15 protein-coding genes and 2 pseudogenes are annotated in these 17,046 nt (G+C 63.9%); 15 read left to right on the forward strand and 2 right to left on the reverse strand.

Annotated features, from left to right (window positions below; all coding sequences use genetic code 11):
* Positions 1-2: 2 nt before the first annotated feature.
* The 8 genes and pseudogenes from ACJA3S_RS05465 to ACJA3S_RS05500 form a co-directional block, all read left to right on the forward strand.
* On the forward strand, positions 3-509 hold the full coding sequence (locus ACJA3S_RS05465) for a chemotaxis protein CheW (protein WP_406821090.1): 507 nt from the start codon (positions 3-5) through the stop codon (positions 507-509).
* Positions 506-1,780 carry a CheR family methyltransferase gene (locus ACJA3S_RS05470; protein WP_406821091.1) on the forward strand — a complete coding sequence of 425 codons (1,275 nt, stop codon included), beginning with the start codon at positions 506-508 and terminating at the stop codon, positions 1,778-1,780. Before ACJA3S_RS05465 ends, ACJA3S_RS05470 begins: the two co-directional genes overlap by 4 nt.
* Positions 1,777-2,442, forward strand: a complete 666-nt coding sequence (locus ACJA3S_RS05475) for a chemotaxis protein CheW (protein WP_406821092.1) — start codon at positions 1,777-1,779, stop codon at positions 2,440-2,442. The genes ACJA3S_RS05470 and ACJA3S_RS05475 overlap by 4 nt, the downstream gene beginning before the upstream one ends.
* On the forward strand, positions 2,439-4,748 hold the full coding sequence (locus ACJA3S_RS05480) for a hybrid sensor histidine kinase/response regulator (protein WP_406821093.1): 2,310 nt from the start codon (positions 2,439-2,441) through the stop codon (positions 4,746-4,748). The genes ACJA3S_RS05475 and ACJA3S_RS05480 overlap by 4 nt, the downstream gene beginning before the upstream one ends.
* Positions 4,745-5,758: a chemotaxis response regulator protein-glutamate methylesterase gene (locus tag ACJA3S_RS05485; protein WP_406821094.1), complete on the forward strand. Its 1,014-nt coding sequence runs from the start codon at positions 4,745-4,747 to the stop codon at positions 5,756-5,758. The genes ACJA3S_RS05480 and ACJA3S_RS05485 overlap by 4 nt, the downstream gene beginning before the upstream one ends.
* A 51-nt stretch (positions 5,759-5,809) precedes the next feature.
* On the forward strand, positions 5,810-6,814 hold the full coding sequence (wspR, locus tag ACJA3S_RS05490; RefSeq protein ID WP_406821095.1) for a Wsp signal transduction system regulator diguanylate cyclase WspR: 1,005 nt from the start codon (positions 5,810-5,812) through the stop codon (positions 6,812-6,814).
* Between the two features lie 664 nt (positions 6,815-7,478).
* Positions 7,479-8,144 (forward strand): annotated as a pseudogene (gene prfB / locus ACJA3S_RS05495) (peptide chain release factor 2); the annotation flags it as partial.
* A gap of 13 nt (positions 8,145-8,157) precedes the next feature.
* A pseudogene (locus ACJA3S_RS05500) lies at positions 8,158-8,298 on the forward strand (diguanylate cyclase response regulator); the annotation flags it as partial.
* Positions 8,299-8,356: 58 nt separating this feature from the next.
* On the opposite strand, the gene ACJA3S_RS05505 reads toward ACJA3S_RS05500, so the two are convergent.
* On the reverse strand, positions 8,357-8,854 hold the full coding sequence (locus ACJA3S_RS05505) for a hypothetical protein (RefSeq protein WP_406821096.1): 498 nt from the start codon (positions 8,852-8,854) through the stop codon (positions 8,357-8,359).
* 386 nt (positions 8,855-9,240) lie between these two features.
* Here ACJA3S_RS05505 and prfB (ACJA3S_RS05510) point away from each other — a divergent pair.
* From prfB (ACJA3S_RS05510) to ACJA3S_RS05540, 7 genes are all read left to right on the forward strand, one after another.
* Positions 9,241-10,336 (forward strand): peptide chain release factor 2 gene (gene prfB / locus ACJA3S_RS05510; RefSeq protein WP_108480361.1). Its coding sequence is split into 2 segments (ribosomal slippage): positions 9,241-9,312 and positions 9,314-10,336, totalling 1,095 coding nucleotides; the frame shifts between segments, so codons are not numbered across the junction.
* Between the two features lie 93 nt (positions 10,337-10,429).
* The gene (gene lysS, locus ACJA3S_RS05515) at positions 10,430-11,932 is read left to right on the forward strand and encodes a lysine--tRNA ligase (protein WP_406821097.1); all 1,503 of its coding nucleotides are present in this window, start codon (positions 10,430-10,432) and stop codon (positions 11,930-11,932) included.
* A 194-nt stretch (positions 11,933-12,126) separates the two neighbouring features.
* Positions 12,127-12,831, forward strand: a complete 705-nt coding sequence (locus ACJA3S_RS05520; RefSeq protein ID WP_170034060.1) for a TetR/AcrR family transcriptional regulator — start codon at positions 12,127-12,129, stop codon at positions 12,829-12,831.
* A 29-nt stretch (positions 12,832-12,860) separates the two neighbouring features.
* Entirely contained in the window at positions 12,861-13,409 is a 549-nt protein-coding gene (locus ACJA3S_RS05525; protein ID WP_406821098.1) for a hypothetical protein, read from the forward strand.
* Between the two features lie 139 nt (positions 13,410-13,548).
* Positions 13,549-14,826 carry a flavohemoglobin expression-modulating QEGLA motif protein gene (locus ACJA3S_RS05530; protein WP_406821099.1) on the forward strand — a complete coding sequence of 426 codons (1,278 nt, stop codon included), beginning with the start codon at positions 13,549-13,551 and terminating at the stop codon, positions 14,824-14,826.
* Positions 14,798-15,721 (forward strand): alpha/beta hydrolase, encoded by a 924-nt coding sequence (locus ACJA3S_RS05535; RefSeq protein WP_406821100.1) that lies wholly within the window; start codon positions 14,798-14,800, stop codon positions 15,719-15,721. The genes ACJA3S_RS05530 and ACJA3S_RS05535 overlap by 29 nt, the downstream gene beginning before the upstream one ends.
* Positions 15,718-16,044 carry a hypothetical protein gene (locus tag ACJA3S_RS05540; protein WP_170028569.1) on the forward strand — a complete coding sequence of 109 codons (327 nt, stop codon included), beginning with the start codon at positions 15,718-15,720 and terminating at the stop codon, positions 16,042-16,044. The genes ACJA3S_RS05535 and ACJA3S_RS05540 overlap by 4 nt, the downstream gene beginning before the upstream one ends.
* Positions 16,045-16,222: 178 nt before the next feature.
* On the opposite strand, the gene ACJA3S_RS05545 is transcribed toward ACJA3S_RS05540, so the two are convergent.
* A complete protein-coding gene (locus ACJA3S_RS05545) occupies positions 16,223-17,014 on the reverse strand; it encodes an OmpA family protein (protein ID WP_170028571.1) in 792 nt (263 codons plus the stop codon).
* Positions 17,015-17,046: the final 32 nt, after the last annotated feature.

A 17,046-nucleotide genomic window follows, 5' to 3' on the forward strand; every position in this document is an offset into this window, starting at 1 on the left:
CGATGATCGACATGCAACCGCGCGCGGCGCGGGAGGACAACGCCAAGGGGGTGTTGTACCTGCAGTTTCGCATTCAGGAACAGCGCTTTGCCCTGAGCGTGCACGAGGTGATCGAAGTGCTGCCGCGCCAGCCGCTGAAGCCGATAGCCCAGGCGCCTGGCTGGGTCGCGGGCGTGCTTGCCCACCGTGGCCAGCTGGTGCCGGTGGTCGACCTGGCGGCGTTGAGCTTTGGCCAGCCGGCGGCGCAACGCACCAGTACCCGGCTGGTGCTGGTGCACTATCGCGGCGACCTGCAGCTTGGCCTGGTCCTGGAGCAGGCGACCGAAACCCTGCGTTGCCACCCCGACGAGTTCCAGCCCTATGGCGTGGACCGCGGCGAAGCGCCGTACCTGGGGCCGGTACGCCAGGATGAGCAGGGCTTGCTGCAGCGCATCGAGGTCAACGAGCTGCTGCCCGACGTCGTACACCAGTTGTTGTACCCGGGCGAGCCGACAGGGATGCCGACATGAACGAACAGCATTTCTTCCGTTTCCTGCGCGAACGTATCGGCCTGGATGTGGAGTCGGTAGGGGCGTCCATGGTCGAGCGTGCGCTGCGCCAGCGTTGCGTGGCCGTGAACGCCACCGACCTGGACGACTACTGGCTGCGCCTGCAGCAATCGATGGACGAGCAGCAGGCACTGATCGAGGCCGTCATCGTCCCGGAAACCTGGTTCTTCCGTTATCCCGAGTCCTTCAGCGCCTTGGCCAGCCTGGCGCACAAGCGCCTGGCCGAGCTTGCCGGGGCGCGCCCACTGCGCTTGCTCAGCCTGCCATGCTCGACCGGCGAGGAACCCTATTCGCTGGCCATGGCCTTGCTCGACGCCGGTATCGCACCCGCTGCGTTCCTGATCGACGGCATGGACATCAGCCCCAGTTCGGTGGCCAAGGCCGGGCAGGCGGTGTATGGGCGCAATGCCTTCCGTGGCAGCGACCTGGGCTTTCGCGAGCGTTACTTCGATGCCGTCGATGAAGGCCACCAGCTGCATCAACGGGTGCGTGAGCAGGTCAGCCTGCAGGTGGGCAACGTGCTCGACCCGGCGCTGAGCAGCCGCGATGGCCTCTATGACTTCGTGTTTTGCCGCAACCTGCTGATCTATTTCGACCTGGCCACCCAGCAGCGGGTGTTCGAGGTGCTCAAGCGCCTGCTGCACCCGCAGGGCGTGTTGTTCATCGGCCCGGCCGAAGGCAGCCTGCTGGCGCGCCTGGGTATGCGCCCCCTGGGCATTGCCCAGTCATTCGCCTATGTGCGCCAGGACGGCGCTGACAGCGCACCGGTTGCCGCTCCGCCGCCGCCACCGCGCCGCCGGTTGCCAGCGCAGCCGACGCCAGGCTATTCGCTGCCGAGTGCCGCGCTGCCACGGCCCGTGCGCGTGCTGCCCGCAGCAGCCAGGCCCGCGCCGGTGCGCGAGCACCAGGGCGAGCAGGCCAGTGAAGTGCTGGCCAACATTGCCCGCCTGGCCAATGCCGGCGCCAGCGAGCAGGCCCGCGCCGAATGCCAGCGTTACCTTGCCCAGTTCGCGCCGTCGGCGCAGGTTTACTACTGGCTGGGGCTGCTCAGCGATACCGAGGGCGATGCGCAGCAGGCTCTGAGCCACTATCGCAAAGCGCTGTACCTGGAGCCGCAGCACCCCGAGGCGCTGGTGCATCTGGCGGCCTTGCTGGCGGCCCAGGGCGACCTGGCCGGTGCCCGACGCCTGCAGGAGCGGGCCGCGCGAGCGGGACGGGAGTCTGAACGATGAAAGGTGAGTCCGCGATGCAACTGCTCGCCGAACAGGATGCGCACATCGACGACTGCTGGAACCGCATAGGGGTGCATGGCGACAAGCAATGCCCGCTGCTGGCGCGGCACGTGCACTGCCGAAATTGTGAGGTGTATGCCGCCGCCGCCACGCGCCTGCTCGACCGCTACGCGTTGATGGATGAGCAGCATGCCGTGCAGGCAGCGCCAGCCGAGGAAACCTCGGGTTGTTCGATGCTGCTGTTCCGCCTGGGGGAGGAGTGGCTGGCGCTGGCCACTGCCTGCCTGGCCGAGATCGCCCCGTTGCAGGCAGTGCATTCGCTGCCGCACCAGCGCTCGCGAGTGCTGCAGGGCGTAGCCAACGTGCGCGGTGCGCTGGTGCCCTGCCTGTCGCTGGCCGACCTGCTGGGCGTGCAGCCCGGCAGCACCGAGCAACGCAGCGGCCGGGCGATGCCACGCATGCTGATCCTGGCCGCCGATGGCGGGCCGGTGGTGATGGCGGTCGAGGAAATCGACGGTATTCACCGGCTCGACCCGCAGCTGCTCGGCAGCGGCCAGGATGCCACCCGCTTCACCGCTGCGGTCCTGCAATGGCGGGGGCGCAGCGTGCGGGTGCTGGACGATCAACATTTACTGTCTGCCGTGCAGCGGAGCCTGTCATGACCCCAGAGCAAATGCGCGACGCATCGTTGCTCGAACTGTTCAGCCTGGAAGCCGAGGCGCAGACCCAGATACTCAGTGCCGGCCTGATGGCGCTGGAGCGCAACCCTACGCAGGCCGACCAGCTCGAGGCATGCATGCGTGCGGCCCATTCGCTGAAGGGGGCGGCGCGGATCGTTGGGGTGGATGCGGGCGTCAGCGTCGCCCATGTCATGGAAGACTGCCTGGTGGCCGCGCAGGAGGGCCGCCTGCAGCTGAGCGCCGAGCATATCGATGCCTTGCTGCAAGGCACCGACCTGCTGATGCGCATCGCCACGCCTGGGGATACCGGGGCGCAGGCGATCCTGCCGGTGTTCCTGGCGCAAATGGCTTGCCTGCTCGACCCGGGGGGCGCGGCCATGCCTGCCGTAGCGCCCGCCGCCCCGGCACTGCCGCAGGCGCCTGTGCCTGCCCAGCAGAGCGAGCCGCTGCCGCGGCCCGCCGCGCCCCTCGAGCCGGACCACGAGGCCGAGCCCGAACCGTTGGCGCGGCGCAAGGCGGGCAAGCGTGCCGGCGAAGGTGCGGAGCGGGTGTTGCGGGTAACTGCCGACCGCCTCAACAGCCTGCTCGACCTGTCCAGCAAGTCGCTGGTCGAAACCCAGCGGCTCAAGCCGTACCTGGCTACCCTGCAGCGCCTCAAACGCATGCACGGCCAAGGCATGCAGGCGCTCGACGGCCTGCGCATGCAACTGGAGGACAGTGGCCAGAGCAGCGAGGTGCTCGAAGCCTTGGCGCAGACCCAGCGCCTGCTGGCGGAAACCCAGCAGATCCTGCAGCAGCAGGCGGCCGACCTGGATGAGTTCGGCTGGCAGGCCAGCCAGCGCGCACAACTGTTGTACGACACGGCGCTGGCGTGCCGGATGCGGCCGTTTGCCGATGTATTGGCCGGCCAGAGCCGCATGGTCCGCGACCTTGGACGGTCGTTGGGCAAGCCGGTGCGGTTGCTGGTGGAAGGGGAAAAGACCCAGGTCGACCGTGATGTGCTGGAAAAGCTCGAAGCACCGCTGACCCACCTGTTGCGCAACGCCGTCGACCATGGCATCGAACTGCCCGAGCGGCGCCAGCTGGCGGGCAAGCCGGAGGAGGGCGTGATCCGCCTGCGCGCCTCGCACCAGGCCGGCATGCTCAGCCTGGAGCTGATCGACGATGGCGCCGGCATCGACCTCGAACGCCTGCGCAGCAGCATCGTCGAGCGCGCCCTGTCACCCGCCGACACCGTGGCGCGGATGAGCGAGGCGGAGTTGCTGACGTTCCTGTTCCTGCCCGGGTTCAGCCTGCGCGACACGGTCACCGAGGTGTCCGGGCGCGGGGTCGGCCTGGATGCGGTGCAGCACATGATCCGTGAGCTGCGCGGCTCGATCGAACTGACCCAGACAGCCGGGCAGGGCTGCCGTTTCCACCTGCAGGTACCGTTGACCCTGTCGGTGGTGCGCAGCCTGGTGGTCGAGGTGGGCGGCGAGGCCTACGCCTTCCCGCTCGCCCACATCGAACGCACGCTGGACGTGGCCGCCAACGAGATCGTGCAGATCGAAGGGCGCCAGCACTTTTGGCACGAAGGCCGGCACATCGGCCTGGTCGCAGCCAGCCAGTTGCTCAACCGCCCGGCCGGGCAGGCCGAGGAAAGCCGGCTGCGGGTGGTGGTGATTCGTGAGCGCGAGCAACTGTACGGTGTGGCCGTGGAGCGGCTGGTGGGCGAACGCGTGCTGGTGGTGATGCCACTCGATCCGCGGCTGGGCAAGGTGCAGGACATTTCTTCCGGCGCGCTGCTCGACGATGGTTCGGTGGTGCTGATCATCGATGTCGAGGACTTGTTGCGCTCACTGGACAAACTGCTCAGCACCGGCAGCCTGGAACGCATCGCGCGCGGCAGCGGCAGCGCCCGCGGCGTGGTGCGCAAGCGCATCCTGGTGGTCGACGACTCGCTGACCGTGCGTGAACTGCAGCGCAAATTGCTCGGCAACCGTGGCTACGACGTGGCCGTTGCGGTGGACGGCATGGACGGCTGGAACGCCCTGCGTGCGGAGGACTTCGACCTGCTGATCACCGACATCGACATGCCGCGCATGGACGGCATCGAGCTGGTCACCCTGGTGCGCCGCGACCAGCGCCTGCAGTCGTTGCCGGTGATGGTGGTGTCCTACAAGGACCGCGAGGAAGACCGGCGGCGTGGCCTGGACGCCGGCGCCGACTACTATTTGGCAAAGGCCAGTTTCCACGACGATGCGTTGCTGGATGCTGTGGTGGAGCTGATCGGGGGGGCGCAGGGATGAAGATCGCCATCGTCAACGACATGCCCATGGCGGTCGAGGCACTGCGCCGGGCGGTCGCCTTCGAACCGGCGCACCAGGTGATATGGGTGGCCGGCAATGGTGCCGAGGCGGTGCGGCTGTGCGCTGAAGCATTGCCAGACCTGATCCTCATGGACCTGATCATGCCGGTGATGGACGGCGTCGAGGCCACCCGCAGGATCATGGCCGAAACCCCTTGCGCCATCGTCATCGTCACGGTCGACCGCAAGCAGAACATGCACCGGGTGTTCGAGGCCATGGGCCATGGCGCGCTCGACGTGGTCGACACGCCGGCGCTGGGGGCGGGCGACCCGCGCGAAGCGGCAGCGCCACTGTTGCGCAAGATCCTCAACATAAGCTGGCTGATCGGCCAGCAGAATGCCCCGGCCGCACGTCCGGTCGCCGCACCTGTCCGAGCGCTGTCGCAGCATCGCGGGCTGGTGGCGATCGGCTCGTCCGCAGGCGGCCCGGCGGCCCTCGAGGTGTTGCTGAAGGGCCTGCCGGCGGCGTTTCCGGCGGCCATCGTGCTGGTCCAACATGTGGACCAGGTGTTTGCCGCAGGCATGGCCGAATGGCTCAGCAGCGCAGCCGGCCTGCCGGTGCGCCTGGCCCGCGAAGGTGAACCACCGCAGCCCGGCCAAGTGTTGCTGGCCGGCACCAACCACCACATCCGCCTGCTACAGAACGGCCAACTGGCCTACACTGCCGAACCGGTCAATGAGATTTACCGGCCCTCGATCGATGTGTTCTTCGAAAGCGTGGCGCGCTACTGGAGCGGCGATGCAGTCGGTGTGCTGCTCACCGGCATGGGCCGCGATGGTGCCCAGGGCCTGAAACTGATGCGCCAGCAGGGCTTCCTGACCATTGCCCAGGACCAGGCCAGCAGCGCGGTGTATGGAATGCCCAAAGCTGCCGTGGCCATCGATGCCGCGGTGGAGGTCCGCCCGCTGGAACGCATTGCCGGGCGCTTGATGGAAATTTTTGCAAAATGACGAAGTGTATTGAATCACGCCGCCAGGTCGGTAGTGATCGGGTGAACAGCCATGAATGACTTACCGATCGAAGGTTTCACCACCACCAACGAAAACGCGGCGATGGTACTGCTGGTCGACGACCAGGCCATGATCGGCGAGGCGGTGCGGCGTGGCCTGGCCAACGAGGACAACATCGACTTCCATTTCTGCGCCGACCCGCACCAGGCGGTGGCCCAGGCGGTGCGCATCAAGCCTACGGTGATTCTCCAGGACCTGATCATGCCTGGCCTGGACGGGCTGACCCTGGTACGCGAGTACCGCAACAACCCGGCGACCCAGGACATCCCGATCATCGTCCTGTCGACCAAGGAAGACCCGCTGGTCAAGAGCGCGGCCTTTGCGGCCGGGGCCAACGACTACCTGGTCAAGCTGCCGGACACCATCGAGCTGGTGGCGCGCATTCGCTACCACTCACGTTCCTACCTGACCCTGCTGCAGCGCGACGAGGCCTACCGTGCCTTGCGCGTCAGCCAGCAGCAATTGCTCGACTCCAACCTGATGCTGCAGCGGCTGATGAACTCCGATGGCCTGACCGGGTTGTCCAACCGCCGCCACTTCGACGAATACCTCGAGCTGGAATGGCGCCGCGCCATGCGTGAGCAGCAGCAGTTGTCGCTGCTGATGATCGACGTGGACTTCTTCAAGGCCTACAACGACAGCTTCGGCCACCTGGCCGGGGACGAGGCCTTGCGCCAGGTGGCCGAGGCGATCCGCGGCGTGTGCTCGCGGCCGACCGACCTGCCAGCGCGCTATGGCGGCGAGGAGTTCGTCCTGGTGTTGCCCAGCACCTCGCAGGGTGGAGCGCGCCTGGTGGCCGAAAAGCTGCGCCAGACCATATTGGGCCTGGGTATCCCGCACACCGCGCCGACGGCGGACTCGTACCTGACCGTGAGCATCGGCCTGGCAACCCAGACCCCGGCCATCGGCAGCCATAGCCGGCAGCTGATCTCTGCCGCCGACAAGGGCCTGTACCAGGCGAAGAACAATGGGCGCAACCAGGTCGGGATTGCTTGAAACACTTAAGTGCCGCGGCCCGTACACAGGGCTGCGGTAGGTCTCACTCGAACGTTACTTTATAGAGTCTGTCAGCTGATCGTGCGCTAAGGGTTTCGCTCCCGCTGACCCAAACGTGCACGCTAGCGAAAACCCTTAGAGTCTTGGGCACGCGGCCGCCGAACGCGATTGTTTGGACATCAGTTTTCAGTGTCTGTGGCGTCAGTGCTTCCTCGGCTGTCAACTCAAATACCACGCCTATCTGTTCAACAAAGAACCACACGTTTACACGGTTTACGTCAGGGATATCTTTGGAGATTCCGGGGTACTCCAATTCAAATGGAACTGTCTTTTCTCTGCCCTCAGGCACCTTGATAGTGTCATCCGTTGAGCCGGTATGAACGGGGGGGAAGAATTTCGAAGTTTTCGAATGCATCTAAATGCTTGTCGGTAAAAGTTGTCATGTGGTTTTGCCTTTGCTGATTGGGAAGGGCCTGCCGGATCAATGTTCTGCGCGATGACGCGTTCCAACAACTGGCAAAAATACTAGTTTCGATGGCATGATTACTGCCACGCGAGGGCTGCCGGGGATCCAATACAAGCTGCTCAGCGGGTCTGCCGTGACGCCCCAGGCTAGCTTATACCCGCGGGCTTTTCACCGAACTCGCACGAGGGCCACCCATCCATGGAAATCCAACCGATCCTGAACAGCATCAAGGACCTCACCGAGCGTTCCCTGTCCATTCGGGGTTATCTTTGACTACGATCACAAGCATGACCGCCTGATCGAAGTCAGCCGCGAGCTGGAAGACCCAACGTCTGGAACAAGCCCGAGTACGCCCAGGCCCTGTACAAGCTGTCCGACGGCCTGGCCGACTGCCAGGACCTGCTCGACATGGCCGTCGCGTAAAAATGATGAAGGCGCCCGGCGACGTCGTGACCGAGCTGGAAGGCTTGGAAGAAAAACTGGCCCAGTTTGAGTTCCGTCGCATGTTCAGCGGCGAGATGGACATGAACAACGCCACCTGGACATCCAGGCCGGCTCCGGTGGTACCTAGGCTCATGAAAAGTCTTGAGACGCAGGTCAGGCAAGGCGAAAACAGCCGAGGAAGCGGAGTGTACTGGAGTACATGAGCATTCCGAGGCTGTTTTCAACGCAGCGTGAACAAGTATCAAGGCTTTTCGTACAGAGCCTAGGCGCAGGACTGGGCCAACATCCTGCTGCGCATGTACCTGCGCGGGGCCGACAAGCGTGGTTTCGGTATTCGTGTCGCCCGAGATCGACGACAAGGTCGAGATCGAGATCAATCCGGCCGACCTGCACATCGACACCTACCGCTCCTCCGGTGCCCGCGCCGACGGCCGGCTCGTACCTGACCGTGAGCATCGGCCTGGCAACCCTGCCCCCGGCCATCTGCAGCCATAGCCGGCCGCTGATTTTGGCGGCGGACAAGGGCTTGTACATCGCCAAGAGCAATGGCCGCAACCAGGTCGGTATCGCCTGAAGCTTTGCACTGTCGCTGGTAGTTCGTCGACAGCGCAGAAGTTGCCCGAGGACGCTTGCTATCTCAATTCATAGTCGCGACGCGGCCCGACTATAATGATGGGCTCCTCACGGTCACTGTACCAAATAACGATTTTGAAAAAAGTATAAAATTTGAAGCCTGGTGAGGGATTTTGCACATTCCATTTAATACTTCCATCCCATGTTTCTGGGTCTACGCTGACAAGTCTAATTGTCGTTGATCCGTCTATGGAGGCGCTGATTGATATCCGTACCAAGCCCTCTTGGTCGAGGCACTCCAATCCGGGGTAATCATAGGTAAAATCTAACCAGTTGGAGTTTTCTTTTATTGTTTCTATGTCAATATAATGCTTGCCATCAATAGAGTATCCATCTCGCAGTATAAGCTCGGTCAGGGGTTTCAAGGGCTTGCATTCTTCATTGCTGGGATGTCCGGAGAGGTGACCTTTATTAAGGCGCTCGAACGTTTCTTTGACCTTTTGTTTAGATGCTTCGTCAGGAAAGTTTATGAATTCAAAGTGCTCTTGAGTGTTCATAGATACCTCTATCGGTCGAAGAAGCAGAATACCGTGCATTAGGGGTGGCGTGGCTACCAGGGTGACGGATCTTGATATGCCTTCAATATTCTGTGACAAGTATTCTATGACGGCGCTTGAACGCAGTATTCATCCGTCGTGTTCATGATTATTTGAACAAGGGTAGGCGTCTACTGGTAAGTCTGTTAGTTGCAGTGCAAGTGGGGGTGTGATAGACGCTGCGTGTCTGGCGTGTGAACGTTTAAAGCCGTGTTCAATGGCGCGGTTTTGTGTGGTCAGGGGATGCCTGGAATGCAATACAAGCTGCTCAGCGGGTCTGCCGTGACGGCCCTGACTGGGTTATACTCGCGGGCTTTTCACCGAATTCGCACGAGGGCCGCCCATCCATGGAAATCCAACCGATCCTGAACACCATCAAGGACCTCACCGAGCGTTCCCAGTCCATTCGGGGGTATCTTTGACTACGATCACAAGCATGACCGCCTGATCGAAGTCAACCGCGAGCTGGAAGACCCCAACGTCTGGAACAAGCCCGAGTACGCCCAGGCCCTGGGCCGCGAACGGGCCATGCTGGCCCAGGTCGTCGAGACCCTGGACAAGCTGTCCGGCGGCCTGGCCGACTGCCAGGACCTGCTCGACATGGCCGTCGAGGAAAATGACGAAGGCGCCGTCGGCGACGTCGTGACCGAGCTGGAAGGCCTGGAAGAAAAACTGGCCCAGCTTGAGTTCCGTCGCATGTTCAGCGGCGAGATGGACATGAACAACGCCTACCTGGACATCCAGGCCGGCTCCGGTGGTACCGAGGCGCAGGACTGGGCCAACATCCTGCTGCGCATGTACCTGCGCTGGGCCGACAAGCGTGGTTTCGACGCCACCATCATCGAGCTTTCCGAAGGTGAAGTCGCCGGGATCAAGGGCGCCACCGTGCACATCAAGGGCGAGTACGCCTTCGGCTGGCTGCGTACCGAAATCGGTGTGCACCGCCTGGTGCGCAAGAGCCCGTTCGACTCCGGTGCCCGTCGCCACACCTCGTTCTCGGCGGTATTCGTGTCGCCCGAGATCGACGACAAGGTCGAGATCGAGATCAACCCGGCCGACCTGCGCATCGATACCTACCGCTCCTCCGGTGCCGGTGGCCAGCACGTGAACACCACCGACTCGGCGGTACGTATCACCCACGTGCCGACCAACACCGTGGTGGCGTGCCAGAACGAACGCAGCCAGCACGCCAACAAGGACACCGCCATGAAGATGCTGCGGGCCAAGTTGTACGAGCTGGAAATGCAAAAGCGCAACGCCGCCTCGCAGGCGCTGGAAGACAGCAAGTCGGACATCGGCTGGGGCCACCAGATCCGCTCCTACGTGCTGGACGACTCGCGTATCAAGGACCTGCGCACCGGTGTCGAGCGCAGCGACTGCCAGAAGGTCCTGGACGGCGACCTCGACCAGTACCTGGAAGCGAGCCTCAAGCAGGGGCTGTAAACCGCACACAACTGCCGCGGTACCCGGCCTGGGGCCAGTACCGCGTGCCCTGCCCGACAGGGGCACCGAACACCTGATGGAAAGAATGACGAAATGAGCGACCTCAAGACCGACGTGCAAGACCTGCAACAGGAAGAAAACGCCCTGATCGCCCTGCGCAAGGAAAAGCTTGCCGCCGAGCGCGCCAAGGGCAATGCCTTCCCCAATGACTTCCGTCGCGACAGCTACTGCAACGACCTGCAGAAACAGTACGCGGACAAGACCAAGGAAGAACTGGAAGCTGCAGCGATTCCGGTCAAGGTCGCTGGTCGCATCATGCTCAACCGTGGCTCGTTCATGGTCATCCAGGACATGACCGGGCGCATCCAGGTCTATGTCAACCGCAAGACCCTGCCCGAAGAAACCCTGGCCGCGGTCAAGACCTGGGACCTGGGCGATATCATCAGCGCCGAAGGCACCCTGGCCCGTTCCGGCAAGGGCGACCTGTACGTCGAAATGACCAACGTGCGCCTGCTGACCAAGTCGCTGCGCCCGCTGCCCGACAAGCACCACGGCCTGACCGACACCGAGCAGCGCTACCGCCAGCGTTACGTCGACCTGATGGTCAACGAAGAAACCCGCCACACCTTCCGTGTGCGTTCGCAGGTGATCTCGCACATCCGCAAGTTCCTCAGCGAGCGCGACTTCCTCGAAGTCGAGACGCCGATGCTGCAGACCATCCCTGGCGGTGCCGCGGCCAAGCCGTTCGAAACCCACCACAACGCCCTGGACATGGCCATGTTCCTGCGTATCGCGCCGGAGCTGTACCTCAAGCGGCTGGTGGTTGGTGGCTTCGAAAAAGTCTTCGAAATCAACCGCAACTTCCGTAACGAAGGCGTTTCCACCCGGCACAACCCTGAGTTCACCATGCTCGAGTTCTACCAGGCCTACGCCGACTACCGCGACAACATGGACCTCACCGAGGAACTGTTCCGCGAACTGGCCCAGCTGGTACTGGGCAGCACCGACGTGCCGTACGGCGACAAGGTGTTCCACTTCGGCGAGCCGTTCGCCCGCCTGTCGGTGTTCGACTCCATCCTCAAGTACAACCCGGAACTGACCGCTGCCGACCTGCAGGACGTCGACCGTGCCCGCGAGATTGCCAAGAAGGCCGGCGCCAAGGTGCTGGGCCACGAAGGCCTGGGCAAGCTGCAGGTGATGATTTTCGAAGAGCTGGTCGAGCACAAGCTGGAGCAGCCGCACTTCATCACCGAGTACCCGTTCGAAGTGTCGCCGCTGGCCCGTCGCAACGACGACAACCCGGCGGTCACTGACCGTTTCGAGCTGTTCATCGGTGGCCGCGAGATCGCCAACGCCTACTCCGAGCTGAACGATGCCGAAGACCAGGCCGAGCGCTTCCTGGCCCAGGTGGCCGAGAAGGACGCCGGTGACGACGAAGCCATGCACTACGACGCCGATTTCGTACGTGCCCTGGAATACGGCATGCCGCCGACCGCAGGTGAAGGCATTGGTATCGACCGTCTGGTGATGCTGCTGACCAACTCGCCCTCGATCCGCGACGTGATCCTGTTCCCGCACATGCGTCCGCAAGCCTGAGCCGTTTGAATCAGCCGCCTTTCGAGGCGGCTTTTTCTTGCCTGAAGCTTTATGTTGTCTGTACCGGCCTCTTCGCGGGCGCGCCCGCTCCCACAGCTCCTGACTGTTGTGGGGCCCCTGTGGGAGCGGGCGCGCCCGCGAAGAGGCCGGCACAGACGAAACACTGTCCATGAGGTACCCCCGTGACACCCGCAATGCCTCACCAGGGCGCCGCCGGCATCGCCACCGCCGTCGCCGAAAGCGTGCAATACCAGGGCCGCAAGACTGCCCGCCAAGGCAGCGAACAGCGCCGCCAGCTGATCCTCGACGCCGCCATGCGCATCGTCGTGCGCGACGGCGTGCGCGGGGTGCGCCACCGCGCGGTGGCCGCCGAGGCTGGCGTGCCATTGTCGGCCACCACCTATTACTTCAAGGATATCGAGGACCTGCTCACCGATACCTTCGCCCAATACGTCGAGCGCAGCGCCGCCTACATGGCCAAGCTGTGGGCCAACACCGAGGTGGTGTTGCGCCAGTTGCTCGCCCAGGGCGACGGCAGCCCGCAGGCGCGGGCACGGCTGGCCGACGAAGTGGCGCGCATGACCGCCGACTACGTGCAACGCCAGCTGTTGAATCGCCGCGACTACCTGATCGCCGAGCAGGCCTTCCGCCAGGAGGCGCTGCTGTGCCCGCGCCTGGCCGAACTGGTGTGCGCCCACGACCAGATCCTGTTGCATGGCACCCGGCAATTGCTGCAAGTGGTCGGCTCTCGGCAACCGGAACAGGACGCCCAAATGTTGACGGCGATTATCGAGCAGATGGAATATCAGGGCCTGCTCAAGGACGCCAACGCGCAAGCCGATGGGCAGATGCTCGCTATGCTTACCCGATACCTGCAGCTGGTGCTGGCATCGGCCTGAGCCGAGACTGACTTTTCAAGGAGAACCGGATGAAAGCCTGGCGTGTGGTGCTGTTGACTCTGTCATTCCTGCTGCTGGGCGGTTGTCTGGTGACCTTCCACGAGCCGTTGCCCAGCAACCAGGCGGCGCCCAAGGCGCTGCTCGGCAAGTGGAGCAGCAAGGATGCCTGGGGCGAGCCGCTGAAGCTGGTGATCAGCCGCAGTAGCGGCGATGCCTACAAGGCGGTGGCCACGGCCAAGGGCAAGGCCCCCGAGGAATACGTGTTCACCGTGTCGCGCCACGGCAACCGCTGGTACCTGTCGGCTGGCGTGCCCAAGCGCCTGGGTGGCAACTTCCTGATCGGCGGTTTCGATATCGTCGATGGCAAGGAACTGGTCATCTACAACCTGGATGTCGAGCAGGTGCAGCAGGCGGTGGACAACAAGGAGCTGCTCGGGCGCAGTACCGAAGTGCCGGAAGACAACGGTGACGGCGTGCTGATCGACAGCCCGGCGGCGCGGGTGCTGGCGTACCTGGACGACCCGGCCAACTCCGACCTGTTCGTCGAAGTGGCGCGGTTCCAGCGTTCGGGCAAGTAATTACCTGTGCCGGCCTCTTCGCGGGCTTGCCCGCTCCCACAGGTACAGCGCTGCTCTCGACTGTGGCGCCGTTCCCGTGGGAGCGGGCAAGCCCGCGAAGAGGCCGGCACAGGTTTCTTGTACTAGAAAGGAGTCCCCGGTGGACGAATACCAGCAAACCATCCGTGCCCTGTCCGACCGCATCGTCGCGGCGCAGACCCCGATCCGGGTCCTGGACGCGGTGAAGTGGGACGACAACATTCGCCAGGGCTTCCTCAAGGCCAAGGGCAAGGAGCCGCCGGCGGTCGACCATGCCTACTACCAGTCGCGCCCGCTGTCGTTCGATTCCAGTGCGGTCAAGGCCGAGTTCCAGGGCATCGAGCGCGACATCATCCGCCAGCTTGGCCAGTTCAACCCGGTCGGGCAGATCATGAAGCGCATGTGCCGCGAGTACCGCATGGTGATCCGCATGCTCGAGGCGCGCGGCACCGAGGACTTCGGCCTGATTTCCCAGGAGCTGTACGGCGCGGCCTCGGATGCCTTCCACGCCGGTGACCCGACCCTGGCCGACCTGGGCCTGATGCTGTCGGACTACCTGAACAACATCGATGGCCGTGGCGACCTCAAGGACGAACCGAAGAACCTCACTGCCAAGGAGGCCGTGGCCATCCTCCAGCGCCGGCTGAACAAAGTGTTCGGCGAAGCGGAGGAAACCATCCGCGTGTTCGAGTCCGACGGTATCGTCGCGGACGCCGCGGCCGGGGCGGACTACATCAAGGTGCGCGCCGACGCCATGTTCAACGCCCGTGACGTACGCGCCCTGGAGGTGCACGAAGGGCTGGTGCACGTGGGCACCACGCTCAATGGCCTGAACCAGCCGATCTGCACCTTCCTGGCCAAGGGCCCACCCTCGTCGACGGTGACCCAGGAAGGCCTGGCCATCCTCATGGAAGTAATCGCCTTCGCTTCGTACCCCAGCCGCCTGCGCAAGCTCACCAACCGCACCCGCGCCATCCACATGGTCGAGGAGGGCGCCGACTTCATGCAGGTGTACGGCTTCTTCCGCGAGCAGGGCTTCGAAATGGCGCAAAGCTACAGCAACGCCAGCCGGGTGTTCCGTGGCTCGGTGCCCAATGGCCTGCCATTCACCAAGGACTTGTCCTACCTCAAGGGCTTCATCATGGTTTACAACTACATTCAGTTGGCCGTGAAGAAGGGCAAGCTCGAACAGATCCCGCTGCTGTTCTGCGGCAAGACCACCCTGGAAGACATGCGCACCCTGCGCCAGCTGGTCGAGGAGGGCCTGGTCGAGCCGCCCAAGTATCTGCCTGAGCAGTTCCGTGACCTCAACGCGCTGTCAGCCTGGATGTGTTTCTCCAACTTCCTCAACCACCTGAGCCTGGACCGTATTGAAGCCGACTACGCGAACATTCTCTGAGCGCTGCCGCCTGCTGGCCCTGGGCTTGGCCGCACTGGCCGTGGCCGGTTGCAGCAGCTTGCTGTTCTATCCCGAGCGTGGCCAGCCGTTCACGCCGGAGCGGGCCAGGCTCGAGTACCGCGATGTCACCCTGACCACGGCCGACGGTATCCGCTTGCATGGCTGGTGGTTGCCGGCCAAGGCCGGGGTCGCGGTCAAGGGCACGGTGCTGCACCTGCATGGCAACGGTGGCAACCTGCCGGGGCACCTGGGCGGCAGCTACTGGCTGCCGGAGCAGGGCTACCAGGTATTGATGATCGACTATCGCGGCTATGGCCTGTCCCAGGGCGAGCCGAGCCTGCCTGAGGTGTACCAGGACATTGCGGCGGCCATGGCCTGGCTGGACCAGGCGCCCGAGGTCAAGGGCAAGCCGCTGGTGCTGCTGGGGCAGAGCCTGGGCGGGGCCATGGCCATCCACTACCTGGCGGCGCACCCCGAGCAGCGCCAGCGCTTCAGCGCCCTGGTGTTCGACGGGGTGCCGGCCAGCTATCGAGCGGTGGGGCGCTTTGCCCTCAGCACTTCCTGGATGACCTGGCCGTTGCAGGTGCCGCTGTCATGGCTGGTGCCGGATGGCGACAGCGCGATCCACTCGGTCGAGCAACTGAGCAGCCCGCCCAAGCTGTTCTTCCACAGTATCGACGACACCCTGGTACCGATGGACAACGGCATTCGCCTGTACCAGCACGCGCCACCGCCGCGGGTGCTGCAACTGACCCGCGGGGGCCACGTGCAGACCTTCGCCGACCCGACCTGGCGCCAGGTGATGCTGCGTTTCCTCGACGACCCTGCCCATTTCAACGGCCTGCGGCGGCTGGCCGAAGTGCCCAACTACCCTGACGAGAAAAACAAGCAATGAGTGAAGAACGCAACGCCATCCCGCTGATCCTGACCGGCATCGGCAGCATCATCGTGACGGTGGGGGCCCTGTGGTATTACGGTTACCTGCATTTCGCCAAGCCCGAAGATGCCTTGTTGTTGCAGGACTTCACCATGCTCAAGACCGTCCCCGGCGAGGACTACAAGGTTTCGCTGGACCCGGCAGCGCAGGTGGCACAGTGCGTGGACGGCGTGCTGGTGCTGTTCGATACCCAGCAGAAAGGCCTGACAGGGGTGCTGGTGGACAACCGCAAGCGCGCGGTGCGTTGCATGGGCGAGGAAACCCCGCAGCAGGTGCAGTGATCCTCGGTCTTCATTGCCTGTGCTGGCCTGTTCGCGGGCACGCCCGCTCCCACAGGGATCGCGCAAAGCTCGAAACTGGCGCCGTACTTGTGGGAGCGGGCGTGCCCGCGAACAGGCCAGTTCAGGCAAAAGAAAGCCCCGCTTCGCTCGCGGGGCTTGTCAGTTCAGCTAGCCAGCCTTACTGCTGCACCTGGCTTACCGAACGCGGGGCCACCGGCTGGTTATCGTTGGAGATGGTCACCTCCACCCGACGGTTCTGCGCACGTCCCGAGTTGCTCGAGTTGTCCGCTACCGGGTACTCCTTGCCATAACCCTGGGAAACGATGCGCGCCGGGTCGACGCCGGCACGCACCAGCGCCATGCGCACGCTGTTGGCGCGGCGTTCGGACAGGCTCTGGTTATAGCTGGCCGAGCCAACGCTGTCGGTATAGCCCTCGACAATCACCTTGCGCTCCGGGTTTTCCTGGAGGAACTGCGCCAGCTTGGTGATGTTCGGATAGGCGTTGCTCTTGAGTTCGGCCTTGTTGAAGTCGAACAGCACGTCGCCGAAGGTGACCAGGGTGCCGCGATCGGTCTGCTTGGCGTTGAGGCTTTCCTGCAGCTTGGCGATCTGCGCATCGCGGGCATCCAGCTTGGCCTGGGCACGCTGCGCCGAGGCGTTCTTCAGCTCCCCTTCGGCAGTACGCAGGGCGATGGTCTGCTTGGCCACCTCGACGCGCTGGTTGGTCAGGTAGGCCAGCTGGTCGACCTTCTGCTCGTCTTCACGCTCCATGTAGGCCTTGTCGGCCTTGTTCAGCCAATCCTGGGCGTCCTTGGTTTCCAGCGCCGCGACCTTGCTCGACTGTGGGTCGCTCTGCAGCGCGGAGAAGTTGCTGCGGGCCGCTTCCAGGTTGGCATTCGGGTCGTGCGAGCAGGCAGCGAGGCCGACGCTCAGGGCCAGCAGGGCGGGAATCATGACGTGGTTGCGCATAGTGTTCATCCTTTGATCGTGTGCGAAGGCAG

Source organism: Pseudomonas sp. KnCO4 (assembly GCF_045344305.1).
Classification (GTDB): Bacteria; Pseudomonadota; Gammaproteobacteria; order Pseudomonadales; family Pseudomonadaceae; genus Aquipseudomonas; species Aquipseudomonas anuradhapurensis.